This is a genomic window from Variovorax sp. TLI9-5A (assembly GCF_056867935.1).
Window position 1 is genome coordinate 3510060 of record NZ_CP200310.1, and the last position, 24583, is coordinate 3534642.

The window sequence follows — 24583 nt, forward strand, 5'->3', positions numbered from 1 at the left end:
TTGCTGCTGCTTCGAATGGGTTGAGGAAGGGAGGGGAGGGCCGGATCATTCTAGGGGGCGGTTTTCCGCTTCGATTCGCCGCCTCCTTCGATCGGGTAACTGCATGCAGCAAGAGCCGCGCCCGCCGGGTTCACTTGGGCACCAGCGTGAAGAGCGGCATGACCACGCCCATCACCCAGTTCTGGCCGAAGTCGAGCGCTGCCCGGCGGTATTTCTCGTCGGCCTGCGCGGCCAGCAGGTCGAGGCGCGCCACCACCTTCGACAGCTCGCGGTCGGCCACGAGGTTGCGGCCGCGGTCGCTGATCTCGGTGGCCAGCAGGAGGGGCTGGCCGTCGGGGCCGGTCTTGGAGGAGATGAGCCACAGCGAGATTTCGAAGTTGCGCGCGGCCCGGAAGCTGTTCTCGGCGTTGACGCCGTCGAGCATGGTCTGGTCCCAGGTGTCGCCGTTGGCCTGCTTGAGCATGGTGGCCCAGCCGTAGACCAGCGCCGCCACGCGATCGCCCTGGTAGCCCTGCGGGGTGGTGTCGAAGGCCATGCGGATGGCGTCGATGCCGCTGGCGCCCTTGAGCTCGGGCAGCGGCGGGCCCTTGAGCACGGCGTCCCAGGCGCGCTGGGTGGCTTCGTCCATGCTGGCCGCCGACTTGCGCCATTCGCGCGGGTTGCGCTTGTAGAGCGTGCTCTGCACGCGGCGCACCGACTGCAGGTTGTCGCGCAGCGAGAGGTTGGCGATGCGGTTGGCGCCGGACTGCAGCCATTCCTGGTTGTTGTAGGGTTCGGCGCGCTCGGTGTCGCGCATCGACGAGCAGCCCGTGATTCCGAGCAGAACAGCCAGCGGGACCGCCATGCCCGCCAAGCGGCAGGCCCATCGTGCGGCGAGGGGTGAAACCGGGGAATCGTGCATGCCCTGACGTTATCATCCACGGCTGGGGCGGCGGCCTGCTGCAAGCTGCGGGCCCGTGCAATTTTCCTTACAAATCAATACCTTGGCTCTACAGCCAAGGCAGGCCGACAAGTCGTGCGTCTTAATTCCATCAAGCTATCGGGCTTCAAGTCGTTCGCCGAACCCACCAACTTCATGCTGCCGGGCCAACTGGTGGGCGTTGTCGGGCCCAACGGTTGCGGCAAGTCGAACATCATGGATGCGGTGCGCTGGGTGCTCGGCGAATCGCGCGCCTCGGAGCTTCGCGGCGAGTCGATGCAGGACGTGATCTTCAACGGCACGACCACCCGCAAGCAGGCCAGCCGTTCGAGCGTGGAACTGGTGTTCGACAACGCCGACCACCGCGCCGGCGGCCAGTGGAACCAGTTCGGCGAAATCGCGGTGCGCCGCGTGCTCACCCGCGACGGCACCAGCAGCTACTACATCAACAACCAGCCGGTGCGCCGCCGCGACGTGCAGGACGTGTTCCTCGGCACCGGCCTCGGCCCCCGCGCCTACGCCATCATCGGCCAGGGCACGATCAGCCGGATCATCGAATCCAAGCCCGAGGAACTGCGCCTCTTCCTCGAGGAGGCCGCTGGTGTCTCCAAGTACAAGGAGCGCCGCCGCGAAACCGAGAACCGCCTGGGCGACACCCGCGAGAACCTCACGCGGGTCGAAGACATTCTTCGCGAACTCAACGCCAATCTCGAGAAGCTCGAGAAGCAGGCAGAGGTGGCCGCGCGCTACAACGCGCTGCAGGGCGATGCCACGAAGAAGCAACACCAGCTGTGGTTCCTGAAGCGCAGCGAGAGCAATGCCGACCAGGCCAAGATCAAGGCCGATTCGGAGCGCGCCATCAACGACCTCGAATCGCGCACGGCCGACCTGCGCCACATCGAGGCAGAGCTCGAAACGGTGCGCCAGGCCCACTACGGCGCCGGCGACCAGGTCAACCAGGCACAGGGCAAGCTCTACGAGGCCAGCGCCGAAGTCGGCCGGCTCGAAGGCGAGATCCGCTTCGTGGTCGAGGGCCGCCAGCGCGTCGAGCAGCGCCTCATCCAATTGCGCGAGCAGATGGGCCAATGGGGGCGCCGCCGCGAAGAAGCCGAGGCCGAGATCGAGACCCTGGCCGGCGCGGGCGTCGATGCGGAAGAGCAGGCCATCATGCTGGCCGCCCAGCTCGAGGAACACGACGCGCGCATGCCCGATCTCGAAGAGGCTGTGCAGCGCGCCCAGGAAGAGGCCAACGCCCAGCGCACGACCGTGTCGCAGGTGCAGCAGCAGATCCAGGTGCTGGCCGCAGACCAGCGCAACATCGAGGAGCAAAGCCGCCAGCTCATGCAGCGCAGCGAACGCCTGCGCACCGACCAGAACGCGCTGGCCGCGCCCGACGAAGCCCGCCTGCTCGACATGCAGGAGCAGCACGCCATGGCGCAGGAGGCCGCGAGCGAAGCCGACGCGCGCCTGCAGGAGCTGCAGGAAGCCGTGCCCCAACTCGACGACGACCGCCGCGCCAAGCAGCTGGCCGTGAACACCGAGGGCGCACGCCACGCCGAGTTCTCGGCCCGTCTCGAAGCGCTGCGCGCGCTGCAGGAAAAGGTCAAGACCGACGGCAAGCTGGCCCCCTGGCTTGCCAAGCATGGCCTCGATGGCCTGCAGGGCCTGTGGAGCCGCATCCACATCGAGCAGGGCTGGGAAAACGCGCTCGAAGCCGCGTTGCGCGAGCGCCTGGGCGCGCTCGAGGTCAGCCGCCTGGAGATGGTGCGCGCCTTCGGCAACGACGCGCCGCCCGCCAAGCTGGCCTTCTACAGCCCGCCGGCCGCCGGTGCGCCCGAGAGCTCGGCCTCGCTGCCGCGCCTGTCGAGCCTGCTGCGCCTGAACGACGCCGGCCAGCAGGCGCTGCTGAACGACTGGCTGCATGGCTGCTACACCGCCGCGAGCTTCGAGGAAGCGCTGGCCCAGCGCGGCTCGCTGCAGCCGGGCGAGGTCATCTACGTGCAGAGCGGCCACGCCGTGTCTGCGCACAGCGTCAATTTCTACGCGCCCGATTCCGAACAGGCCGGCCTGCTGGCCCGCCAGCAGGAAATGGAAAACCTGGAGCGCCAGTTGCGCGCCCAGACGCTCATCACTGAAGAAGCGCGTACCGCGCTGGTCCGCGCCGAAGCCGCGTACGCCGATGCCGCTTCGCGCCTTGTGACCGCACGGCGCGAAGCCGCCGAAACGCAATCGCGCGCGCACGAGCTGCAGGTCGAGACCCTGCGCATGACGCAGCTCGCCGAGCAGACCCGTGCCCGCAGCCAGCAACTGGCCGCCGACATTGGCGAAGTCGATGCGCAGCTCGAAGAACTGCAGGAAAGGCGCATCGCCGCCGAAGGCCGCTTCGAGGAACTCGACATGCAGCTGGCCGATGCCCAGGAGCGCCACGCCGAGCTCGACGAGCGCGTGATCGAGGCCGGCCGCGCGCTGGCCGCGAGCCGCGAGCAGCACCGCAGCCTCGAACGCCAGGCGCAGGAAGCCACCTTCTCGCAGCGCACGCTCGAAGCCCGTCGCGCGGAGCTCAACCGCTCCATCGAAACCGCCGCGCAGCAGACCGTGGCGCTGACCGACGAGGACGAACGCGCCCGCGCCGAATTGGGCCGCCTGTCCGACGCCGCCGCGCAGGCCGGCCTGCAGGACGCGCTGTCGCTCAAGCTCGAACGCGAAGCCGCGCTGGGTTCTGCACGCAGCCAGTACGACGACCTCACGCTCAAGCTGCGCGCCAGCGACGAGCGGCGCCTGCAGCTCGAACGCGAGCTCGATCCGCTGCGCCAGCGCATCACCGAATTCCAGCTGAAGGAACAGGCCGCGCGCCTGGGCGTCGAGCAATACCAGCAGCTGCTGGACGACGCCGGTGCCGATCTCGAAGCCGTCGAGCAGTCCATCGAGGCCGACAAGGTGAAGCTCACCGGACTGCAGAGCGAAATCGACCGGCTCAACCGCGAAGTGGTCGCGCTCGGCGCGGTGAACCTGGCGGCGCTGGACGAACTGGCCATTGCCAGCGAGCGCAAGATCTTCCTCGACGCCCAATCGGCCGACCTGAACGAAGCCATCGGCACGCTGGAAGACGCCATCCGCAAGATCGACGCCGAAACGCGCGACCTCCTCGGCGGCACCTTCAAGATCGTCAACGAGCATTTCAGCCGCATGTTCCCCGAGCTCTTCGGCGGCGGCAACGCCAAGCTCATGATGACCGGCGACGAGATCCTCGATTCCGGCGTGCAGGTGATGGCGCAGCCCCCGGGCAAGAAGAACCAGACCATCCACCTGCTCTCGGGCGGCGAGAAGGCGCTCACGGCCATTGCGCTGGTGTTCGCCATCTTCCAGCTGAACCCGGCGCCTTTCTGCCTGCTCGACGAAGTTGACGCGCCGCTGGACGACGCCAACACCGAGCGCTATGCCAAACTCGTCTCCGCCATGAGCCGCGAAACCCAGTTCCTCTTCATCAGCCACAACAAGATCGCCATGGAAATGGCCGAACAGCTGATCGGCGTGACGATGCAGGAGCAGGGCGTGTCGCGCATCGTGGCGGTCGACATGGAGTCGGCGGTCTCGATGGTCGAAGCCGCATAAGCCGGGCGGCAACGATCCATGAGCAATCTCACACTCGCCCTGGCAATCTTCGGCGGCCTCGTTCTCGCGGCCGTCGTCGGCTACGAGGCCATGATGTCGCGCCGCAATGCGCCCCGCCAACCCGACGCGGTCGACGTCGCGCTCGACGAAGCCGAGCGTGCCCTGGCCGCAGGTGATGACGGCGTGGAGCCGGTGCTGCACGCCGATCCGAACAAGGTGCAGGGCTCCGACCGGCATGAGCCGCTGTTCGATCCCGACCTTCCGGCGCCCAGCGGCGTGCCCGTGCCCACGGCCGAGCGCCGCGGCGGGCTCGATCCGCTGATCGACGTGATCGCGCCGATCTCGCTCGACGGCCTGGCCTCGGGAGACGCAGCCATCGCAGCCATGCCGCCCACGCGCCGCGCGGGCAGCAAGCCGGTGGCCATCGAGGGCCTGAACGAACACACCGGCCAGTGGGAGCCGCCCGTGCCCGGCCAGCGCTACAGCGCCTTCCAGGTCGGCGTGCAGCTGGCCAACCGCACCGGGGCACTCAACGAGATCGAATACTCCGAGTTCGTGGTCAAGGCCCAGGCCTTTGCCGATGCCGTCAACGGCGCGCCTGAGTTTCCCGAGATGCTTGACGAAGTGGCGCGCGCCCGCGAGCTCGACCAGTTCGCCAGCGCGCACGACGCGCAGCTGGGCTTCGTGCTGCGGGCACTGCATGCGGCGTGGAGCCCGGGCTACGTGCAGCAGAACGCCGCGCGGCTGGGCTTCGTGGCCGGCATCATCCCCGGACGAATGGTGCTGCCGACCAGCGAGGCGGGCCTGCCGCCGGTGCTCGGGCTGGCCTTCGACACCCAGGCCGCGCTGGCCGACGATCCGGCCCAGTCGGCCATCCGCGAACTCAGCCTGAGCCTGGACGTGCCGCAGGTCGACCGTGGCGAAGAGCCTTTCCGCCGCATGCGCGAAGCCGCCGCCACGCTGGCGCGCGAGATGGACGGCGTGGTCACCGACAGCGATGGCCAGCTGCTGCGCGACGAGACCATGGACGTGATCGGCGCCGACCTCGAACAGCTCTACGACACGCTCGACGGGCGCGACCTTGCGGCGGGTTCTCCGCTGGCGCGGCGGCTCTTCAGCTGAATCCGATTCCTCCTCGGGAGACACCCATGACGACGCGCGACGAAGCGGCACGCGAAGCCGCCGCACTGAGCGAACAGCTCCACAGGCACGCCCATCTGTATTACGTGCTCGACACGCCCGAGCTGCCGGACGCGGAGTACGACAAGCTCTTCCAGCGCCTGCAGGCCATAGAGACCGAATTTCCCGATCTGCGCACGCCCGATTCGCCGACGCAGCGCGTGGGCGGCAAGGTGCTCGACGGCTTCGTCAAGGTGCGCCACAAGGTGCCGATGCTGTCTATTCGCACCGAGACCGACATCACACCCGGCGGCGCAAGCGCCTTCGATGCGCGCGTGCGCCGCGAGCTGGGGCTGGCCGAGGACGGCCCGCAGGTGAGCTACGTCTGCGAGCTGAAGTTCGACGGCCTTGCCATGAACCTGCGCTACGAGAACGGCGTGCTGGTGCAGGCCGCGACGCGTGGGGACGGCGAGGTGGGCGAGGACGTCACGCAGAACATCCGCACGGTGCGCGAGATCCCGCTGCGCCTCAACGGCAAGGCGCCGCCCGTGGTCGAGGTGCGCGGCGAGGTCTATATGAAGCGCGCGGACTTCGACTCGCTCAACGAGCGCCAGCGCCAGAAGATCGCGGACGGGCAGAAGAACGAGAAGGTGTTCGTCAATCCGCGCAACGCGGCGGCTGGGGCGGTGCGTCAGCTCGATCCGGCGATTGCCGCGGCGCGGCCGCTGAGCTTCTTCGCCTATGGGCTGGGCGAGGTCACGCCGGTGGCGGAAGGTGGGCCCGACTGGCCGACTCAGTTCGACTGGCTGCAGCAGTTCCATGAATGGGGCTTTCCTGTGGCCACGCAGACTGCGCGGGCTACCGGCGCTATCGAACTAATAGCATTCCACGAGAACATCGGGCGTCAGCGCGATGCCTTGCCCTATGACATCGACGGCGTGGTCTACAAGGTCGACAGCATCGAGCTGCAGCGGCAATTGGGCTTCGTCTCGCGCGAGCCGCGCTGGGCCGTGGCCCACAAGTACCCGGCGCAGGAGCAGCTGACCGAGGTGGTCGGCATCGAGATACAGGTCGGGCGCACCGGCAAGCTCACGCCGGTGGCCAAGCTGGCGCCGGTGTTCGTCGGTGGCGTGACCGTGACCAACGCGACGCTGCACAACGAGGACGAGGCGCGCCGCAAGGACGTGCGCGTGGGCGACACGGTGATCGTGCGCCGCGCGGGCGACGTGATTCCAGAGGTGGTCGGCGTGGCGCCGGACAGCCTGGCCAAGCCCGACGAGCAGCGCGGCGAGATCTTCACGATGCCGCACAAGTGCCCCGTGTGCGGCTCGGAGGCCGTGCGCGAGGAGGGCGAGGTCGACTACCGCTGCACCGGTGGCCTGTTCTGCGCGGCGCAGCGCAAGGAGGCCATCCTGCACTTCGCGGCGCGGCGCGCCGTGGACGTCGACGGGCTGGGCGACAAGCTGGTCGAGCAGCTCGTGGATTCGAACCTGATCCGTACCTTGCCTGATCTCTACAAGCTGGGCTTCACCACGCTGGCCGGGCTGGATCGCATGGCGGAGAAATCGGCGAAAAACCTTGTCGATGCGCTGGAAGCTTCGAAGAAGACCACGCTGCCGCGTTTTCTGTTCGGGCTGGGCATCCGGCATGTGGGCGAGTCCACCGCAAAGGACCTGGCCAAACACTTCGGCAGGCTGGATTCGATCATGGACGCGACCGAAGAACAGCTGCTCGAAGTGAACGATGTCGGCCCGGTGGTGGCGCAGAGCCTGCGCACCTTCTTCGACCAGCCGCACAACCGCGAGGTGGTCGAACAGCTGCGCGCCTGCGGCCTGACCTGGGAAGAGGGCGAGCCGGCAGCCAGGGCGCCGAAGCCGTTGGCGGGGCTGACCTTCGTCATCACCGGCACCCTTCCTACGCTGAGCCGCGACGAAGCGAAGGATAAATTGGAGGCGGCCGGCGCGAAGGTGTCCGGCTCGGTCAGTAAGAAGACCCACTACCTCGTGGCCGGCGAAGAGGCCGGGAGCAAGCTCGACAAGGCGCGCGAGAACGGCGTCGAGATCATCGACGAGGCGCGTATGCTGGAGATCCTCGCCAACGGCGTTCCGGCGGGTTAAGCGGATCGAGGCCAGGCAGAGGCGGTGGCCGGGCCTCTTTACCGGCCGTTACGCTGCTTCATCGCAGCGCAGTCAACAGGGTCTACAACCTGGCGTTGAAAGCTAATTGAAGGCCACAAGGAGAGTCCCTCATGAACAAAATTCGAATTCTCGGTGCCTGTGCTGCAGTCGGCGGCGTCGTGCTGCTGTCGGGCTGCGTGGGCGTGCCCGCCGATCCCTACTACGGCGGAGGCTATGGCGGGGGTTATTCGTCGGGGCCTTACTACAGCGAGCCCGCGCCGGTGGTCGTGCCCGCGCCGGTTTACATCAACGGTGGCGGCTATTACGAGCGGCGTCCGCGCTACTACGACAGGCCCTACTATGACCGGCCGAACTACCCGGCCCGCCCGCCGGTCTGGGGTGGCGGTGGTGGCCGGCCGGTGCCGCCGGTCGTGGTGCCTCCCCGTCCGCCCGTCACGGGTGGTGGCCCGGGCTCCATCCCGACGCCGCCGCGCGGCAATGCCCGCCTGTGGACATCGCCCGACTCCAAAAACCAGACACCTCCCTGATTCCCCTCGGGAGTGGAGATCGGAGGCCATCGCGATAATCCCGCCATGGCCATCCGCGAAATCCTGAAAATGGGCGACCCTCGGCTGCTGCGCATCGCGCAGCCGGTCGCCGCCTTCGATACCGACGAGCTGCACATGCTGGTGCGCGACATGTTCGAGACCATGCATGCTGTCAATGGCGCCGGCCTTGCCGCGCCGCAGATCGGCGTCGACCAGCAGCTCGTGATCTTCGGTACCGACGTCGTGAACCCGCGCTATCCCGACGCGCCTCCGGTGCCGCGCACCGTGCTGCTGAACCCCGTCATCACGCCCTTGGGCGACGAGGAGGAAGAGGGCTGGGAAGGGTGCCTGTCGGTGCCGGGCCTGCGCGGCGTGGTGCCGCGCTTCGCCAGCATCCGCTACACCGGCTTCGATCCGTACGGCGACCCGATCGACCGGGTCGCCACCGGCTTTCATGCGCGCGTGGTGCAGCATGAAGTCGATCACCTGCTGGGCAAGCTGTACCCGATGCGGGTGCGCGATTTCTCGCGATTCGGCTACACCGAGGTCCTGTTTCCGGGCCTCGATGCGGCCGACGACGATTGAGCCAGCCGGCTCAGCTGTCTCAGTTGTATTTGCTGCTGAGAGCGAATCGGCCGCCGCCCATGAAGGCGAGGGCCAGTGCCGCGAACAGGAACATGCCCTGCAGTTCCAGCGCCCAGCCGCCTTGCTTGCCGAGCGAGGTCAGGTCCTTCATATGGACCAGCGCGAATGCCACCAGCATGTTGATGACCACGATCCACGCGGCCGGCCGCGTATAGAGCCCGATGATCAGCAGCACGGGCGCCACCACCTCTCCGATGTAGACCAGGTACGCCAGCGCGCCCGGCAGCCCGTGCTGGGCCAGCATGCCCGAGATGAAGCCGACGCCGCCTTGCAGCTTGGCGATGCCATGCAGGAGGATCAGCACGCCGAGAGAAACGCGCAGGATGAACTTGCCGGTGTCGTCGGATTTGACCATTGTGTGGGTTCCCAGTGAGTGGTTGTTGAAGGGCCGTATGGTAGTGAACCCCGGGCCTGTCGATCCAGTCTTGCGCGGCACATATGCATCCAACCCGGAGTTCTTTGGCAGAGTCAGGCGTCGGCCCGTACACTGCCTTTTGCTTACCGTTGTTGAGGAGAACACCAATGATGAACAAACCATTCCGGCCGGCACTGCTCGCGGGCGCCTGCCTCGCAGCCCTGGCCTTCACCGCTCCGGCTTTCGCCGGCAAGACGCTCGACGCAGTCAAGCAGCGCGGCACCGTCAAGTGCGGTGTGACCAACGGCGTGGCCGGTTTCTCGGCACCCGACACGCAGGGCAACTGGTCGGGCCTGGATGTCGACACCTGCCGCGCCATCGCGGCGGCCGTGCTCGGCGACGGCAAGAAGGTCGACTTCGTGCCCCTCAACTCGCAGCAGCGCTTCTCGGCCCTGCAGGCAGGCGAAATCGACATCCTCGCGCGCAATACCACTTGGACGCTCACGCGCGACGCCTCGCTGGGCTTCAACTTCACCACCATCACCTACTACGACGGCCAGGGCTTCCTGGTGCCCAAGAAGCTCAAGGTGACGAGCGCCAAGCAGCTCAAGAACGCGACCATCTGCACGCAGTCGGGCACCACCAACGAGAAGAACGTTTCCGACTACTTCCGTGCCCAGAACATCCCGGTGAAGACGGTCGTCTTCGAAAGCTTCGAAGCCTCGTTCAAGGCCTTCTTCTCGGGTCGCTGCCAGGCCTTCACGACCGACGCCTCTGCGTTGGCCGGCCTGCGCAACAAGGAAGCGACCAACCCCGACGACTACGTCATCCTGCCCGAGCTGATCTCCAAGGAACCGCTGGCGCCCCTGGTGCGCCGTGGCGACGACGAGTGGTTCGCCATCGCCAAGTGGGTGCCCAACGCGCTCATCGAGGCCGAGGAGTTCGGTGTCACCCAGGCCAACGCCGACGAGCTCAAGGCCAACAGCAAGGACCCGGCGCAGCAGCGCCTGCTTGGCAGCGGTGAAGACCTCGGCAAGCTGCTTGGCCTGGACAAGGATTGGTCGTTCCGAGCCATCAAGGCCGTGGGCAACTACGGCGAGATCTTCGAGCGCAACGTCGGGCCCAAGTCGGTCCTGAAGCTGCCCCGTGGCTCCAACAATCTGTGGAGCAAGGGCGGCCTGATCTACGCACCTCCAGTTCGATGAACGACCGGGCCTCGCGCCGCGGGGTCTGGCTGGCCTGGGCCGTCCAGGCCCTGCTGGTGCTGGCCGTAGTGGCCGGCGCTGTCTGGGTGGTGCATCACGCGCTCGAAGTGCTGCGCGCCAGGGGCGTGCGCTCGGGCTTCGACTTCCTGACCGAGCCCACGGGCTTCTCCATCAGCGAAGGCTGGCTCGACTTCGATGCCAGCCAGCCGTTCTGGCGCGCCTTTCTCGCGGGGCTGATCAACACGGTGCGCGCGGCGGTGCCGGCAGCGATCTTCTCTGTGGTGCTGGGCACGCTGATCGGCATCGGCCGGCTCGCGCCGCATGTGCTGCTGCGCGGCATCTGCACCGCGTATGTCGAGCTGGTGCGTAACGTGCCGCTGCTGGTCCAGCTGCTGATGCTGGCCTTCGCTATGGCCAACCTGCTGCCCGATCCGACCGAGCCCGTGCGGCTGCTGCCGGGCGTGTGGCTGAGCAAGGGCGGGCTCAGCGTTCCGTGGCCGATGATGGGCGAGGGCGGCCTGCACTTCGAGCTTCCCGAGCGCGGTGATTTCGGCGTGAGCGGCGGCGCGGCGCTGAGCCCGGAGTACGTGACCATCGTCGCCGGCCTGAGCCTCTATTCGGCCGCCTTCGTGGCGGAGATCGTGCGCGCGGGCATCCTGTCGGTGCCGCAGGGGCAGGTGCTGGCGGGGCAGGCGCTGGGGCTGTCGCCGGTGCAGCAGTTGCGCATCGTCGTGCTGCCGCAGGCGCTCCGGGTGATCGTGCCTTCGCTCACCAACCAGATCCTGAGCCTGACGAAGAACTCGTCGCTGGCGGTGGCGGTGGGTTATCCGGAACTGGTGTCGGTGGCCAACACCACCATCGGCTCGAACGGCCGGGCCTTCGAGTGCATCGCGATCATCATGGCGGTCTACCTGATGCTGTCGTTGCTGATCTCCTTCGGCATGAACCGCTACAACGCGCGCGTCGCATTGCGAGGCTGGCGATGAGGAGCGTCGCGCAGGGGCCCATCGCATGGCGTAGCGAGCTCTGGGGTTCGCCGTTGCGCGCGCTGGCGACGCTGCTTCTGCTGGCGCTGCTCGCGTGGATCGGCTTCCACGCCGTCGAGTGGGGCATCGTGCATGCGGTGTTCAGGCCCGACGCCGAGGCCTGCCGCGCGGTGCGGCATGGCGCCTGCTGGGGCGTGGTGGCCGAGAAGTGGCGGCCGATGCTGTTCGGGCGCTTTCCGTACGAGGAGCAATGGCGCCCGGCCATCGCGGTGGTCGTGCTGTCGGCGGTGACGATGCTGAGCGCCTGGCCTCGCAGCTGGCGCTGGTGGCTGGTGCCGTTGTGGATCGTCGCGCTGCTGCTCTTCGTGCTGCTGATGCGCGGTGGCGTGCTGGGTTTGAGTTCGGTGCCGACCAGCCGATGGGGCGGCCTGCCGCTGACCATCGGGCTCGCGGTGGTGGGACTGGCGCTGGCATTTCCGCTGGCGCTGCTGCTGGCGCTGGGGCGGCGTTCCGGCTGGCCCGTGGCGCGCACGCTGAGTGCGAGCTACATCGAGCTGGTGCGCGGCGTGCCGCTGATCTCGGTACTGTTCATGGCTTCGTTCCTGCTGCCGCTGCTGTGGCCGGCCGGATGGCAGCCCGACGTGCTGGTGCGGGTGCTCGCGGGGTTAGCTCTCTTCGTGGCCGCCTATCTCGCGGAAATCATCCGCGGCGGCCTGCAGGCCGTGCCGCGCGGGCAGACCGAGGTGGCGATGGCGCTGGGCTTCGGCCGCTGGCCGGTGCAGCGCGACATCGTGCTGCCGCAGGCACTGCGGCTCGTCGTACCCGCGCTGACCAACAACGTGGTCGGCACGCTGAAGGACACCTCGCTGGTCACCGTGGTCGGCCTCTTCGAGCTGACCGGCGCGCTGGGGCTGGCGCTGGGCGGTGACCCGACGTGGCGGCCGTTCTACCTCGAGGGCTATCTCTTCGTCGCGGCGGTGTACTGGGTGCTGTGCTTCGGGCTCTCGCGCTACAGCGTGTGGCTCGAAAAGCGGCTGTCGGCCGCGCCCTGACCGGCGCGCCGCCCGGCTCCTGTACACTCCGGGGCTTCATGTCGAGCCAACGCTTCCCCTTCGTATCCCCCGCAGTCCTCATGGGCCGGATGATGCCGCCTGCCTCCGCGCAGGCGATGGTCGTTGCCCGAATGATTACCACCATTACCACCGCGGCCACCTGAGCACGCGCAGGTGGCCGTTCCGGCAGCCACCTGGTGTATCGCTCTCTCCCCGAACGAATGAACCCAGCTCTGGCAGCTGGGTTTTGTTTTTTCGTCAGGAGTTGTCCATGTACCGCGATCCCGTTGAATCCCTAGAGCCCTTGCACCACCGCCAGGCGGCCATTCGTACCCTGCGCGTGGGGATGATCGGCATCGGCACCGTGGGTTCGGGCACCTTCCGCGTGCTGGCGCGCAACCGCGCCGACATCGCCGCACGGGCGGGCCGGTCCATCGAGCTGGTGATGGTCGCCGCGCGCAACCTGGAGCGCGCCGCCGGCATCGTGGGAGACGGCGTCGCGCTGACGGCCGACGCGATGCAGGTCGCCACGCATCCCGATGTCGACGTGGTGGTCGAAGTGGCCGGCGGCACCGGCCCGGCGCGCGACTGGGTGCTGGCCGCCATAGCGCACGGCAAGCACGTGGTCACGGCCAACAAGGCGCTGCTGGCCGTGCACGGCGCGGAGATCTTCGCGGCCGCGCGCGAGAAGGGCGTGATCGTGGCCTACGAGGGCGCCGTGGCCGTCAGCATCCCCATCATCAAGGCGTTGCGCGAGGGCCTCGCGGCCAACCGCATCGAATGGGTGGCCGGCATCATCAACGGCACCACCAACTTCATCCTGAGCAAGATGCGCGACGAAAGCCTGGACTTCGCCGCCGCGCTCGCGCAGGCGCAGGCGCTGGGCTATGCCGAAGCCGACCCCAGCTTCGACATCGAGGGCATCGACGCCGCCCACAAGCTGACCCTGCTGGCCGCCAACGCCTTCGGCATGCCGCTTCGCTTCGCCGACGCGCAGGTGGAGGGCATCACCGCACTGCAGGGCGTGGACGTGGCCTGCGCCGAGCAGCTCGGCTACCGCATCAAGCTGCTGGGCGTGGCGCGCCGGCAGGTGGCCGGCGTCGAGCTGCGCGTGCAGACTGTGCTCGTGCCAGCCACGCACCTGATGGCGCAGGTGAACGGCTCGATGAACGCCGTCATGGTCAAGAGCGACGCGGCCGGCCTCACGATGTACTACGGCGCCGGAGCGGGCTCGGAGCAGACCGCCTCCGCCGTGATCGCCGACCTGGTCGACGTGGCGCGGCTCGACGGCGTGCATGCCGCGCAGCATGTGCCGCATCTTGGCGTGCATGCGCATGCGACGAACGCGCTCGCCGTGCTGCCTCGCGCAGCCGTCCATACCTCGCACTACCTGCGCGTGCCGGTGCATGCGGTCAACCAGATCCAGGCGGTCGCTGCCAGTCTCTCGGAACAGAAAGTGCCCGTGCGCCAAGTCGCGCTGGCGGCTGAGCGGCCCGGCCTGGGGCCGCAGGTGCTGGTGCTAACCGGACCGGTGGAGCAGGGCACGCTCGACCTCGCCGTGCATGCCTTGCAGGCGCGCGCCGAGGCGGCGGGCGCGGTCACGACCCTGCGCGTGGAGTCGCTGGAAGGCTGAGCGGGCTCAGTTCGGCATAGCCGGTGAGCGGATCGTGCGTTCGCGCGAACTGCCAGTCGGGCAGCACGGCGACGAGGATCTCCGCCGTGGTCCGCACGGCGCACCCCGGCGCAGCATGTCCGCCGAAGACACGGCCCTCGGCGTCCGACACGCTGATGTGCAGATGCGAGCCGTCCGGCGACAGGCTGCCCGCCAGGGTGAGGATTTCCAGGTCGCCCTCGATGCGTGCCGCCGTCGGCGCACCCGCGAACCGGATGTTCGCGCCGCTCAGGCTGCCGATGCCGGCCACGACGAAAGCCGCTTCACTGCCGCTTCGGCCCAGCGCCGAATCGAGCGATGCCCGCAGGTCGTCGCCCGGGTTCAGCCGCAGCACCAGCGTCCGCATGCGGCTTCAGCCCCCGGCGAGCGCGCCGTCCACCACCTGCTGCGCCTCCTCGAGGATGCGCGCGAGATGCTCCTCGCCCTTGAAGCTCTCGCCGTAGATCTTGTAGATGTTCTCCGTGCCCGAGGGCCGCGCGGCGAACCAGCCGTTCGCGGTCACCACCTTCACGCCGCCGATGGCCGCGCCGTTGCCCGGTGCGTGGCTCAGCACCTCGACGATCTTGTCGCCCGCGAGCTCGGTCGAGTGGATCTGCTGCGGCGACAGGCTGGACAGCCGCTTCTTCTGCTCGACCGTGGCCGGCGCGTCCACCCGGTTAGACACCGGCCTGCCCAGCGCCTGCGTCAGCTCGGCATAACGTTCGCCCGGGTCGCGTCCGGTACGGGCGGCGATCTCGGCGGAGAGCAGTGCGGGCACCATGCCGTCCTTGTCGGTGGTCCATACCGAGCCGTCCTTGCGCAGGAAGGTCGCGCCCGCGCTTTCCTCGCCGCCGAAAGCCAGCGAGGCGTCGACCAGCCCGTCGACGAACCACTTGAAGCCCACCGGCACCTCGTGCAGCCTGCGGCCGAGCCGGTTGGCGACGCGGTCGATCATCTGGCTGCTCACCACCGTCTTGCCGATGGCCGCCTGCGCGGGCCAGTTCGGTCTGTGCGTGTAGAGGTAGTCGATCATCACCGCGAGATAGCTGTTGGGCTGCATCAGCCCGGTGCTGCCGGCAACGACGCCATGGCGGTCGTGGTCGGTGTCGCAGGCGAAGGCGATGCCGAAGCGGTCCTTCAGCTCGATCAGCTTGTGCATCGCGTCGGGCGAGGACGGGTCCATGCGGATGCGGCCATCCCAGTCGAGCGACATGAAGCGGAAGGTCGGGTCGACCTCGCGGCTGAGCACGTTCAGGCGCTTGAGCTTGTAGCGCTCGGCGATCGCGGGCCAGTAGCGCACGCCGGCGCCGCCCAAAGGGTCGACGCCTAGGTCGAGGTTCACGTCGCGTATCGCGTCCATGTCGAGCACCTGCGAGAGGTCTTCGACGTAGGTGTTGAGGTAGTCATGGCGGTGCGTGGTGGATGCGCGCAGCGCCTGCGCGAGCGGCATGCGCTTCACGCCCTCGAGCCTGTTCGCCAGCATCCTGTTGGCGGCGGCCTCGACGGCGGAAGTGATGTCGGTGCCGGCCGGTCCGCCGTTGGGCGGGTTGTACTTGAAGCCGCCGCTCTCGGGCGGGTTGTGCGAGGGCGTGATGACGATGCCGTCGGCCAGACCCGTGGTGCGGCCGCGGTTGTAGACCAGGATCGCGTGCGACACGGCTGGGGTCGGCGTGTACTCGTCGTCCTTGGAGATCATCAGCTCCACGCCGTTGGCCGCCAACACCTCGACCGCACTGCCGAAGGCCGGCGTCGAAAGCGCGTGCGTGTCGATGCCCAGGAAGAGCGGCCCGTCGATGCCTTTCTGCCTGCGGTAGTCGCAGATGGCCTGGCTGATCGCGAGCACGTGCCATTCGTTGAAGGCGTCGTCGAAGGAGGAACCCCGGTGCCCCGAGGTGCCGAAGGCCACGCGTTGCGAAGGCATCGCCGGATCGGGCCGGCCGGTGTAGTAGGCCGAGACGAGGCGCGGCACGTCGACCAGCAGTTCGATGGGTGCGGGCTTGCCCGCGAGAGGGTTGCTTGCTTGGCTCATGTGGATGGGAAGTCGAAGTTGATGAGATCCGAGATGCGCTCGACGGTGATGTCGGCGGGTGCGTAGGCCGCGTTGGCCCCGGCGTCGAGCGCATAGTGCCCTTGCCGCACGAAGACGGTTGTAAGACGCGGTCCCCAGATGGCTTTCATGGCCGAGAGGATGCGCAGCTTGTCGTCGACCATCACGTAGTGCCGCGCGGGGTGTTGCTGTTCGACGAGGTCGAGCATCTCCTCCTTGTGCACGTAGATCAGCACTCGGCTTTCGGTGGCCTCCCACAGGCCCGAGCGCTGCACCTTGCGCGGCTGGAAGACCACGTCGCCGTCCGACAGGATCACCGTGGGGCCGTGGCGGCGCAGGTGCTTCAGCGTTTCGAGCGCGCCGGGGTAGAGCCTGTCGGCGAAGGGGTAGTCGATCAGGAATTCCGACATCCGCAGCAGTCGCGGATCGCTCATGCCGCCGCGGCTTGCGCCGGCGCGAAAGCGCTGCAGCGCGCCGAGGTAGTCGACATAGCCAAGCTCGTCGCGCAGCTGCTCGAAGCCCGTCCAGTAGCGGCTGGCTATTTCGGCGCCGAGGGCCTGGTCGAGGCGCTCGTGGAGATCTGCGATGACGCGGTCGTTGTCGAGCAGGGTGTTGTCGACATCGATCAGGAAAACCGTGGCAGGGGTTTGTGTCATGGATATGCGCCCGAAGGGCCTTGACTGCAATGAACCGCGCGCGTTGCTTTCAGCATACCCCTCGGATGCGACGCCGGGCCGCACCCTCGTGATTTAGTTGATGCTTCGCCGCCCGCTGGCTTAACCTGCGCCACAGGACCGTCCCCGGAGTTGAATAAGCTTCCGCACAGCTTGAAGAATGAAGAAAGAAGGAGCAAGAAAGATGCGCATCACGAACGGTCGACACCTGCCCGGCATGGCGGCCCTGGGCCTTTGCCTCGCGCTGGCCGGCTGCCAGTCGCCTCCCGCTGACCGCCCCTTGACCTCCGAAGTGCCCGAACCCCCGAGCTTCGTCACGCCGCCCGAAACCTGCCAAGCACCATCCGTTCGCTTCGGGCTGGGGTTGCGCATTACCCCGCAGCTGCTGGAGGAAATGCGCCAGCGCGCCGGCGCGCGGATGGCGCGCACCGTGCTGGCCACCGAGCCCGCCGATCAGGCGCAGGACATGATGCGGCTCAACGTGCAGGTCGAGCCCACTGGCCGGGTGGTCGGTGCGTACTGTGGCTAGCGAATCCTCGCCGGGCGGCACGTCGCCACGATGTATACGAAGGTGTTGTTACGTAAACACGTACCGGTAACAAATGTTCGCCGCAAAGGGTGCATCGGTATGAATTGGGAGAACAATAGCCCGCGACCTCCGGAGCTCCAGTCTTTTGTCGAACCAGCAACCCATAGTCTCGTTGCCGTCGTACTACGACGGATCGGCCCGCCTCCCGCCGGATGAGGTGCTGCGCCCGCTGATGGCCGACTGGGCGCGCTCCGGCAAGCGGCTGGCTGCCGTCTGCTTCATCGACGTCGACCGCTTTGCCGAGCTGAACGCGCGCCTCGGCATGGTCGCGGGCAACGCGGCCCTGGAGGAAGTGGCCCGCCGCATCAAGGCCGAGCTGCCGCGCGAAAGCGTGATGGCGCGCGTGGGCGGCGACGAGTTCGCGGCCCTGTTCGCCGGCCTCGGAACCTCTCAGTGCGCGCAGGTGCTGGAACGCATCCAGGCAGTGCTCGCCGAACCCTGGGACTGGCGCGGTCAGGTGGTCAGCATCGAAGCGAGCATCGGCGCCATGCTGCTCGACAGCAACGGCCCGCCTCCTGAAACGGCGCTGCGCCAGGCGCAGCACGCCGCCTTCTTCGCCAAGCGCGCCGCCGACGGCAAGGTTCATTACTTCGACGCTCCGCAGGCGCGTGCCGACGAGCAGGTGGTGCGCGAGCGCCAGCGCATACAGGAAGGCCTGCTGCAGGGCGAGTTCTTCCTCGTCTACCAGCCCAAGGTCGACATGCTGCGCGGCGTGGTGGTCGGCGTCGAGGCGCTGATCCGCTGGCAGCACCCCGAACGCGGCCTGATGCCGCCCTCGCAGTTCGTGCCGCTGATCGAAGACGACGCGCTGGTCGAGCAGGTCGGCGACTGGGCCATTGCCACCGCGCTGTGGCAGGCGCACCAGTGGCGCCTCGCGGGCCTGCAGATTTCGGTAAGCGTGAACGTGGCCCCGCGCCACATGATGCGCTGGGACTTCGTCGAGCGCCTCGCACGGCACCTCGCGCAGTTTCCGAAGCAGGGCGAGGGCATGCTGGAACTCGAGATCCTCGAGACCACCGCGATCAGCCAGTTCGCGAACGTCGCCTTGTTCGTCGAAGCCTGCAAGATGCTCGGCGTGGGCGTCACCATCGACGACTTCGGCACCGGGTATTCGTCGCTGACCTACCTGCGCCAGCTGCCGGTGTCGACGGTGAAGATCGACCAGTCCTTCGTTCGCGGCATGCTCGACAACAGCCAGGACCGGGCCATCGTGCAGGGCATCATCGCGCTGCTGCACGCGCTGGGCCTCACGGCCGTGGCCGAGGGCGTCGAGACGGTGAAGCAGGGCGAGGCGCTGCTGGCCATGGGCTGCACGCTGGGCCAGGGCTTCGGCATCAGCAAGCCGATGGCGGCCAAGGACGTTGCCCACTGGGTGGCCCAGTACGAGCGCGCCCCGCTGTGGGGCCGCGACGGGTGGCCCACTTTGGGCCTCCCGGATCAGAGCAGCGGCGTGTAGGGCGAGGTCATCGGGTTCAGCGTGGTGCCGCTTCCGGTGCCATAGCTAGGCACGCCGATGCTGCTGGAGCCGCCGAACACGTAGCGCAGATAGACGCTGCCGGTGAACTGCCGGTAGTTCTGCGCGTTGTTGAAGCCCAGCGCTCCGCCCAGGAACATCTTCGGCGCCAGCTGGTACTCCATCACCGCGGCCAGGTTGTAGGCCAGGCCGGTCTTGGAGCTGCTGGCGTAGGTGTTGTTGTAGGCCGAGCTGCTCAGCCCCAATGCCAGCGCCTGGTAGGCCGCGCTCGACGCGGCCGCATTGCGCGACGGGTCCGTCGGGAAGTACGGCGACGACTTCTGGGTGAACGACTGCACGCCCAGCGAGGCGTTCAGCCGCCACGAGAGCCGGTCGCTGCGACCGCTCCAGTCGACCGGGAAGGCCACGCTCACGAAGCTCTGCGGGCTGAAGTAGCCGCCTTGCCCGTAGGTGTAGTAGCTCAGGTTCTTCTCGTAGCCCATCAGCCCGATGTTCATGCCCAGCGTGAGCTTGGAGTTCGGGCTGTTCAGCAGGTGCAGGTAGGCGCCGCCGCCGGTCTCGACGCGCGAGTTGCTCTGCACGTTTCTGCCGGTGATGCCGTGCGCCGCGAGATAGCTGTACACGCCGTAGGTGCCGTCGTCATAGCCGATGTCGCCGCGCACGCCGGTGGCGACCACGCCGCCCCAGCGTTCGTTGGTGCGCTCGTCCTTGGCGCCCGCGAACGACAGCACGCTGTCGGTCACGGCGCGGCGGGAGATGTCGGCCTTGTAGTTCCACGAGTCGCCGATGCTGCCCTTGAAGGTCACGTTGCCGACCACGTTGGTGGTGGGAAAGCCCAGCGGCGTGGTGCCGATGCCGGCATCGATGTTCTTGCCCTCGTAGCCCACGTTGAGCCCGACGCCGGCCGCGTTCTGCTGGCCGGGGGTGGCGCCGGTGCGCAGCGAGTTCAGCGCGGCGCTGGGGCCGCCGCCGAAGCGGCTGCCGGTGGCGTAGTCGCTGGCGGGCGTGCCGGCATCGAGCACCGTGGGCGTCACGCCCACGACGATCTTGCCTTCGCCCACGGGGAAGCGCGCCTGGATTGGCAGCTGGAAGTCGGAGAGCCGGCTCAGCCCCGCCTCGCCGGCGCGGTTGCGGTAGACGGTGCCCGCCGTAAGGCTTACGGCGCGTTGGGATTCGAGCTCCTGCAGCTCGGCGGCTACCGAACTCGTCGCAGGTGCGGTGCGCGGCGGCGCGTTCCAGCCGGTTTCCGCGCGCGGCGTGTTGGCCTGCGCATAGGCGGCATTCGGCTGCGGATAGCCGGGTGCCGGATAGCCGCCCGGCTGCTGCGCCGGCGGAATGTAGACCGGCGCGACCTGCTGCGTGCCGGGCACCGGGTACTGAGGCAGGGGCTGCTGCATCGGCTGCGCAATGTAGGCCGAGGCCTGCGGTACGTTGTTCGGGTTCGCGGCGGCATTGCGCGCGGTGCGCGTCGATGACCTGGCTGCCGTCGTCGGGCGGCCCTTGGCGTTCGATGCGGGAGCGCCGGCGTTCCAGGGCAGCGCGCCGGTCGGATAAGCGTTCGGCGCACCGGCCACCGGGTAGGCCTGGTTCGCCGCCGGGTAAGCCTGCGCGACCGGATAACCCGCCGGCGCCGGATACGCCTGATAGGAAGCCGGCTGCATGCGCGCCTGTGCGAACGGGTTGCCGCCGGCCTGCGGATAGCTGGCGGGCATGGCCGCACTTGCCGCGCCGCCCGTCATGCCGGCAAAAGGATTGGCCTGGGGCATTGGCGCGGCCACGCCGCCGGGCGCAAAGCCACCCGACGCCACCTGCCGCTCGGCCTCGACCGCCGCGCGCAGGTATTGCTCCGCCTTGCGGCTCTCGCCCGCGTTGCGATAGACGCGGCCGGCCGCCGCGAGCACGCGCGACTGGTCGGGGGCCTGCTTGAGCGCTGCCATCACGTAGTTCTCGGCCGAGCTGTGGTCGCGCTGCGCGCTGGCGCTTGCGGCGGCGGCGAGCAGGGTGTCGAGATCGGTCGGGTTGCGCTGCAGCACGCGCTGGTAGAGCGCCAGCGCCTGGCCTTCGTCGCGCGCCGCCGAGTACAGGCGGGCCAGCGCGGCCAGCGCCTGCGGATCTTCCGGGCGCTCGGCGAGCACGGGCGCCATCGCGTTGTAGGCGGCTTCGAGGTTGCCCGCTTCGCGCAGCGAATCCGTCTGGCGCAGCGCGAAGGCTATGCGCAGGTTGTCGAAGTCGGCGCGCTGGCCGGCCGTCATGTTGGTGGCGGCCAGTTGGCGCAGCACGGCCGACAGCTCGATGTCCTGCTTGGTCTTCAGCAGCACCGACGCGTACAGCAGCCGGTCGCCGGTGCTCGGCGTGGGCGAGCGCGCGAGCAGCTGGCGGCTCATGGCCAGTGCGCGGGGCGCATCGCCGATCTCGGCATAGGCGCCCGCGAGCTGTCCCCAGAGCTCGGCCGGCATGTCGGCGCTGAGCGCCGACTCTGCCTGCGCGAGCACGCCGCGCGCTGCGTCCACCTGGCCCTGGCGGGCCAGCGCCTGGGCGCGCGCCGCCTGCTGCTGCGCCCAGAGGCGGCGCTGCAGTGCCGCCATGTCGCGCGTGCGCGAGCCGGCGGGAATGCGTTCGAGGTACTGGATGCCCACGGCCGAGTCGCCGGTCTCGGAGGCGAGCAGGGCGCTGGCGTAGAGCGCGTCGGGCATGTCGGGCTGCGACATCAGCAGCCCTTCCATCACGCCGCGTGCTTCGGACACCATGCCGCGCTTGCGGTAGAGGTTGGCGAGGTCAAGCCGCACCCAGGGGCTGTCGGGCGCGGCGAGCATCGCGTCTTCGAGCGTGCGCTGCGCGCCGGCCGTGTCGCCGGCATCGGCCTGCTGGCGGGCGCGGTTGCGCGCCTGCTCGACCTGGATGTCGCGCAGTCCGCCCAGCTGCGTGGCCTGCTCGGGCGTGAGGCGGCGCGACAGGGCCAGCGCCTCGTCGGGGCGGCCAGTCTGCCCGTAAACCGAGATCAGCCCGCGCAGCGCCTGCGTGTTCTGCGGACGGCCTTCGAGCACGCGCTTGTAGCCCTGTTCGGCCTGCGCGTAGTCGCCCGCGGCGGCGCGCAGGTCGGCCAGCGCGTTCTGGCCCACGGGCTCGCGCGGATCGATGCGTACTGCGCGCTCGTAGAGCGACTGCGCGCCGCGCAGGTCGTTCTTGCCCTGGGCGGCGCGGGCCTGCCCGACCAGCACCCAGTAGTTGGCGCTCTGCAGCGCCGAATTCCATTTGCTGCCGCCACCGCGCATCGCGCGCTCCAGCAGCTCCTGCGCCTCGCCGAAGCGCTCCTGGCGCAGGCGCACCAGGCCCAGTCCGCCCAGCGCCTCGGTGTCGTCGGCCTTGGTGCGCAGCGCCTGCTGGAAGCGCTGCTCGGCGGTGCTGGCGTCGCCGCGGTCCAGCGCCTTGAAACCTTCGCCCACTGGAACACCGGGCGAGTTGGCGGCGGCGGTCTTGGCGGTGGTGAGGCTTTCCAGCCGCGCGGCCACGGCGGCGTCGGTCTGGTTGTTGCTCAGGTACTCCTGGTAGAGCGGAACGTCGGGCTGGCGCGCGTCCAGCCAGATGAGTGCCTGGCGCCACGCGGCGCGCGCGGCACCGGCCACGGCGGGCTGCTTCGTCAGCTCGACCAGTTCGCGGATGCCCGCGCGTCGCGTCGATTCGCTGTACGTCTTCTGCTGCGCCAGCGCGAGCTTGTAGCTGGTGTTTTCCGGATGGTCCTTCACCAGCTGTTCGAGTCCGCGGCGGCCTTCGTCGGCGCCCTGGGGCGTGCTGGCCAGCACCTGGTAGTACTCCAGCGCCAGCGCCTCGGGCGGCGGGCGATTGTCGAACTGGCTGCGGTACAGCTCCACTGCCTCGGCGGCACGGCCGGCACGCGCGGCGGCGCGGGCGCGCTGCAGCGTGCTCTGCGCGCCGGCGGGCTGCTGCGACTGCTGCTGCAGGCGCGCGAGGCGGCTGTCGTTCGGATTCGCTGTGCGCAGGCGGGCGATCCAGCCGCGCGCGGCCTCGGAGTTGCCGCGCGAGAGCTCGACCTGCGCCATGCCATACATCGCGTCGGTCGACTGGGGCTGCACGCTCAGCAGCTTCTTCCAGCTTTCCTCGGCGAGGTCGGCACGGCCCTGGGCCTGCCAGTAGTTGCCTTGCTCGATCAGCGCCGCGCTGGCGTCGGCCTGCGCATGGGCGGGGTTGGCGGCGCACAGTGCCACGAGCATGCCGAGGCAGGCCGTCCATTGGCGGGATTGCGGCGAAAGCGAAAAAGGGCTCGGGAAAAGACGCGAGCCGGTGGCGACGCCGGGCGAGCGCCGCGGCTTCAGGCCGGTCGATTGGGACGGCATAGCGTTCTCCATGAGGTTTGCAGCTGGCCGTTGAGGCCGAATTCATATCGGCCGTCGAGCCACGCCTGTCCGAAAAGCAACAGGCACTGTTCGTAGTACGGCAAGGGCGCCACGGGCGGCGTGGTCGCGCCGGCGGCAGGGGGCGCCGCACGGCCGCCGGGCACGCGGGCGACCTGGTCGGCCAGCGCGTCGGTGGCGCCTAGCGCCTTGAGGTAGGGCAGCATCGCGCCCGAGAAACCCAGCGGCGCCATGCCGCGGCCCTGGCCAGTGACGGTGTCGACGTACTCGGGCACCGTGTGGGTTTCCGCGATCGACTGGCGCGGGCCGCGCAGGCTCAGCAGCAGCATCTTGCGCGCCGGGTCCCGCTCGGAAAGCATGCCTGCCCAGAGGTAGACGCGGATCGCGTCGTAGCTGCCGGTGACGCCCTTCTGCGGATCGGCCACGAAAGAGCGCGAGTCCTGCGACCAGGCGCACCAGTCGGGCGCGAAGCCCTTGGGCGTGACGGCGCCGAACATGCGCAGCGTGTTGTCGATGACCTCGTTCCACGGAACCGCCGGATCGGCCTGCTGGAAGTAGCGCAGCAGCTGCAGTGGCGCGTAGCTCGGGTTGAGGCGCCAGAGCGGTCCGCTGGCCACCGACTTGGGCCAGGGCAGCAGCATGCGGCCGAGGCCGGGCACGTTGATGATCTCCTCGCGCACCGCCAGCGCCAGCACCTCGCGCCCGAGCGTGCGATAGCCCGCGTCGTTCCAGAGCCGGCCTGCTTCCATCAGCGAATAGGCGATCCACAGGTCGGCGTCCGAGGCAGCGTTGGCGTCGAGCACGCCCCAGCCGCCCTCCGGTTTGCGCCCCCATTGCCAGGCCGGCAGCTGTTTCGAGAGGCTGCCGCCCGCGAGATTGGCCTGGGTCCAGGCCAGCACGCGCGAGAAGGTGGCGCGGTCGTTGTGGATCAGCGAGAAGAACAGGCCGTACGACTGGCCTTCGGATGTCGATTGCTGCTGCTGCGTGTTGAAGTCGATCACCCGGCCGTCGGGCTGGATGTGGCGCGCGGCGAAGGCGGCCCAGTCGGTGGTCGGGTGGCAGGCAGGCGCAGCTGCGGCAGGAGCGGCAGGCGCCGGGGGCGCGGCGGCCGGCGCGGCAGCGGCCAGCCGGGGCAGCGCCAGCGCCAGCCCGGCCGCGCCCAGCAGGGCACGCCGGCTCGCGAGCCGGTCGGATGGGGGCGCCGTGTTCGAGCGTCGCAT

Annotated in this window: 18 protein-coding genes; 11 read left to right on the top strand and 7 right to left on the bottom strand. The window is 68.8% G+C overall.

Features of this window, described 5'->3' with window-relative positions; all coding sequences use genetic code 11:
- Positions 1-130: 130 nt before the first annotated feature.
- Positions 131-844, bottom strand: a complete 714-nt coding sequence (locus AC1VNX_RS16650; RefSeq protein ID WP_483157682.1) for a hypothetical protein — start codon at positions 842-844, stop codon at positions 131-133.
- Positions 845-1015: 171 nt separating this feature from the next.
- On the opposite strand from AC1VNX_RS16650, the gene smc reads away from it, so the two are divergent.
- The 5 genes from smc to def all read left to right on the top strand — a co-directional run bounded on the left by smc (position 1016) and on the right by def (position 8900).
- On the top strand, positions 1016-4531 hold the full coding sequence (gene smc / locus AC1VNX_RS16655; RefSeq protein WP_483157683.1) for a chromosome segregation protein SMC: 3516 nt from the start codon (positions 1016-1018) through the stop codon (positions 4529-4531).
- Positions 4532-4549: 18 nt separating this feature from the next.
- Positions 4550-5653, top strand: coding sequence for a cell division protein ZipA C-terminal FtsZ-binding domain-containing protein (locus tag AC1VNX_RS16660; protein ID WP_483157684.1), 1104 nt, complete (start codon positions 4550-4552; stop codon positions 5651-5653).
- A gap of 26 nt (positions 5654-5679) precedes the next feature.
- Positions 5680-7767: an NAD-dependent DNA ligase LigA gene (gene ligA / locus AC1VNX_RS16665; protein ID WP_483157685.1), complete on the top strand. Its 2088-nt coding sequence runs from the start codon at positions 5680-5682 to the stop codon at positions 7765-7767.
- Positions 7768-7898: 131 nt separating this feature from the next.
- Complete coding sequence (locus tag AC1VNX_RS16670; protein WP_483157686.1) at positions 7899-8315, top strand: hypothetical protein; 417 nt, start codon at positions 7899-7901, stop codon at positions 8313-8315.
- Between the two features lie 45 nt (positions 8316-8360).
- Positions 8361-8900: a peptide deformylase gene (def, locus tag AC1VNX_RS16675; protein ID WP_483157687.1), complete on the top strand. Its 540-nt coding sequence runs from the start codon at positions 8361-8363 to the stop codon at positions 8898-8900.
- Positions 8901-8919: 19 nt separating this feature from the next.
- Here the strand turns inward: def and AC1VNX_RS16680 are convergent, their stop codons facing one another.
- Entirely contained in the window at positions 8920-9315 is a 396-nt protein-coding gene (locus tag AC1VNX_RS16680; protein ID WP_093073981.1) for a DoxX family protein, read from the bottom strand.
- Between the two features lie 170 nt (positions 9316-9485).
- On the opposite strand from AC1VNX_RS16680, the gene AC1VNX_RS16685 reads away from it, so the two are divergent.
- From AC1VNX_RS16685 to AC1VNX_RS16700, 4 genes are all read left to right on the top strand, one after another.
- On the top strand, positions 9486-10520 hold the full coding sequence (locus tag AC1VNX_RS16685) for an amino acid ABC transporter substrate-binding protein (RefSeq protein ID WP_483157688.1): 1035 nt from the start codon (positions 9486-9488) through the stop codon (positions 10518-10520).
- A complete protein-coding gene (locus tag AC1VNX_RS16690) occupies positions 10517-11506 on the top strand; it encodes an amino acid ABC transporter permease (protein ID WP_483157689.1) in 990 nt (329 codons plus the stop codon). The genes AC1VNX_RS16685 and AC1VNX_RS16690 overlap by 4 nt, the downstream gene beginning before the upstream one ends.
- Positions 11503-12558, top strand: a complete 1056-nt coding sequence (locus AC1VNX_RS16695) for an amino acid ABC transporter permease (RefSeq protein WP_483157690.1) — start codon at positions 11503-11505, stop codon at positions 12556-12558. Before AC1VNX_RS16690 ends, AC1VNX_RS16695 begins: the two co-directional genes overlap by 4 nt.
- Positions 12559-12829: 271 nt before the next feature.
- Positions 12830-14191, top strand: a complete 1362-nt coding sequence (locus tag AC1VNX_RS16700) for a homoserine dehydrogenase (protein ID WP_483157691.1) — start codon at positions 12830-12832, stop codon at positions 14189-14191.
- On the opposite strand, the gene AC1VNX_RS16705 is transcribed toward AC1VNX_RS16700, so the two are convergent.
- From AC1VNX_RS16705 to AC1VNX_RS16715, 3 genes are read right to left on the bottom strand one after another with little or no spacing between them, the layout of a single operon-like run.
- Positions 14157-14576, bottom strand: coding sequence for a PPC domain-containing DNA-binding protein (locus tag AC1VNX_RS16705; protein WP_483157692.1), 420 nt, complete (start codon positions 14574-14576; stop codon positions 14157-14159). The two genes, AC1VNX_RS16700 and AC1VNX_RS16705, sit on opposite strands and share 35 nt — an antisense overlap.
- A 6-nt stretch (positions 14577-14582) precedes the next feature.
- Positions 14583-16238, bottom strand: a complete 1656-nt coding sequence (gene pgm, locus AC1VNX_RS16710; protein WP_483157693.1) for a phosphoglucomutase (alpha-D-glucose-1,6-bisphosphate-dependent) — start codon at positions 16236-16238, stop codon at positions 14583-14585.
- Positions 16235-16912: an HAD family hydrolase gene (locus AC1VNX_RS16715; protein WP_483157694.1), complete on the bottom strand. Its 678-nt coding sequence runs from the start codon at positions 16910-16912 to the stop codon at positions 16235-16237. The genes pgm and AC1VNX_RS16715 overlap by 4 nt, the downstream gene beginning before the upstream one ends.
- A 202-nt stretch (positions 16913-17114) precedes the next feature.
- Between AC1VNX_RS16715 and AC1VNX_RS16720 the strand changes: the two genes are divergently transcribed.
- Positions 17115-17459, top strand: coding sequence for a hypothetical protein (locus tag AC1VNX_RS16720; protein WP_483157695.1), 345 nt, complete (start codon positions 17115-17117; stop codon positions 17457-17459).
- A gap of 145 nt (positions 17460-17604) precedes the next feature.
- Entirely contained in the window at positions 17605-18975 is a 1371-nt protein-coding gene (locus AC1VNX_RS16725) for a putative bifunctional diguanylate cyclase/phosphodiesterase (protein ID WP_483157696.1), read from the top strand.
- Here the strand turns inward: AC1VNX_RS16725 and AC1VNX_RS16730 are convergent.
- Both AC1VNX_RS16730 and bcsZ read right to left on the bottom strand, forming a co-directional pair.
- Positions 18957-23345 carry a cellulose biosynthesis protein BcsC gene (locus AC1VNX_RS16730; protein ID WP_483157697.1) on the bottom strand — a complete coding sequence of 1463 codons (4389 nt, stop codon included), beginning with the start codon at positions 23343-23345 and terminating at the stop codon, positions 18957-18959. The genes AC1VNX_RS16725 and AC1VNX_RS16730 overlap by 19 nt on opposite strands.
- Positions 23321-24583, bottom strand: a complete 1263-nt coding sequence (gene bcsZ / locus AC1VNX_RS16735) for a cellulose synthase complex periplasmic endoglucanase BcsZ (protein ID WP_483157698.1) — start codon at positions 24581-24583, stop codon at positions 23321-23323. The genes AC1VNX_RS16730 and bcsZ overlap by 25 nt, the downstream gene beginning before the upstream one ends.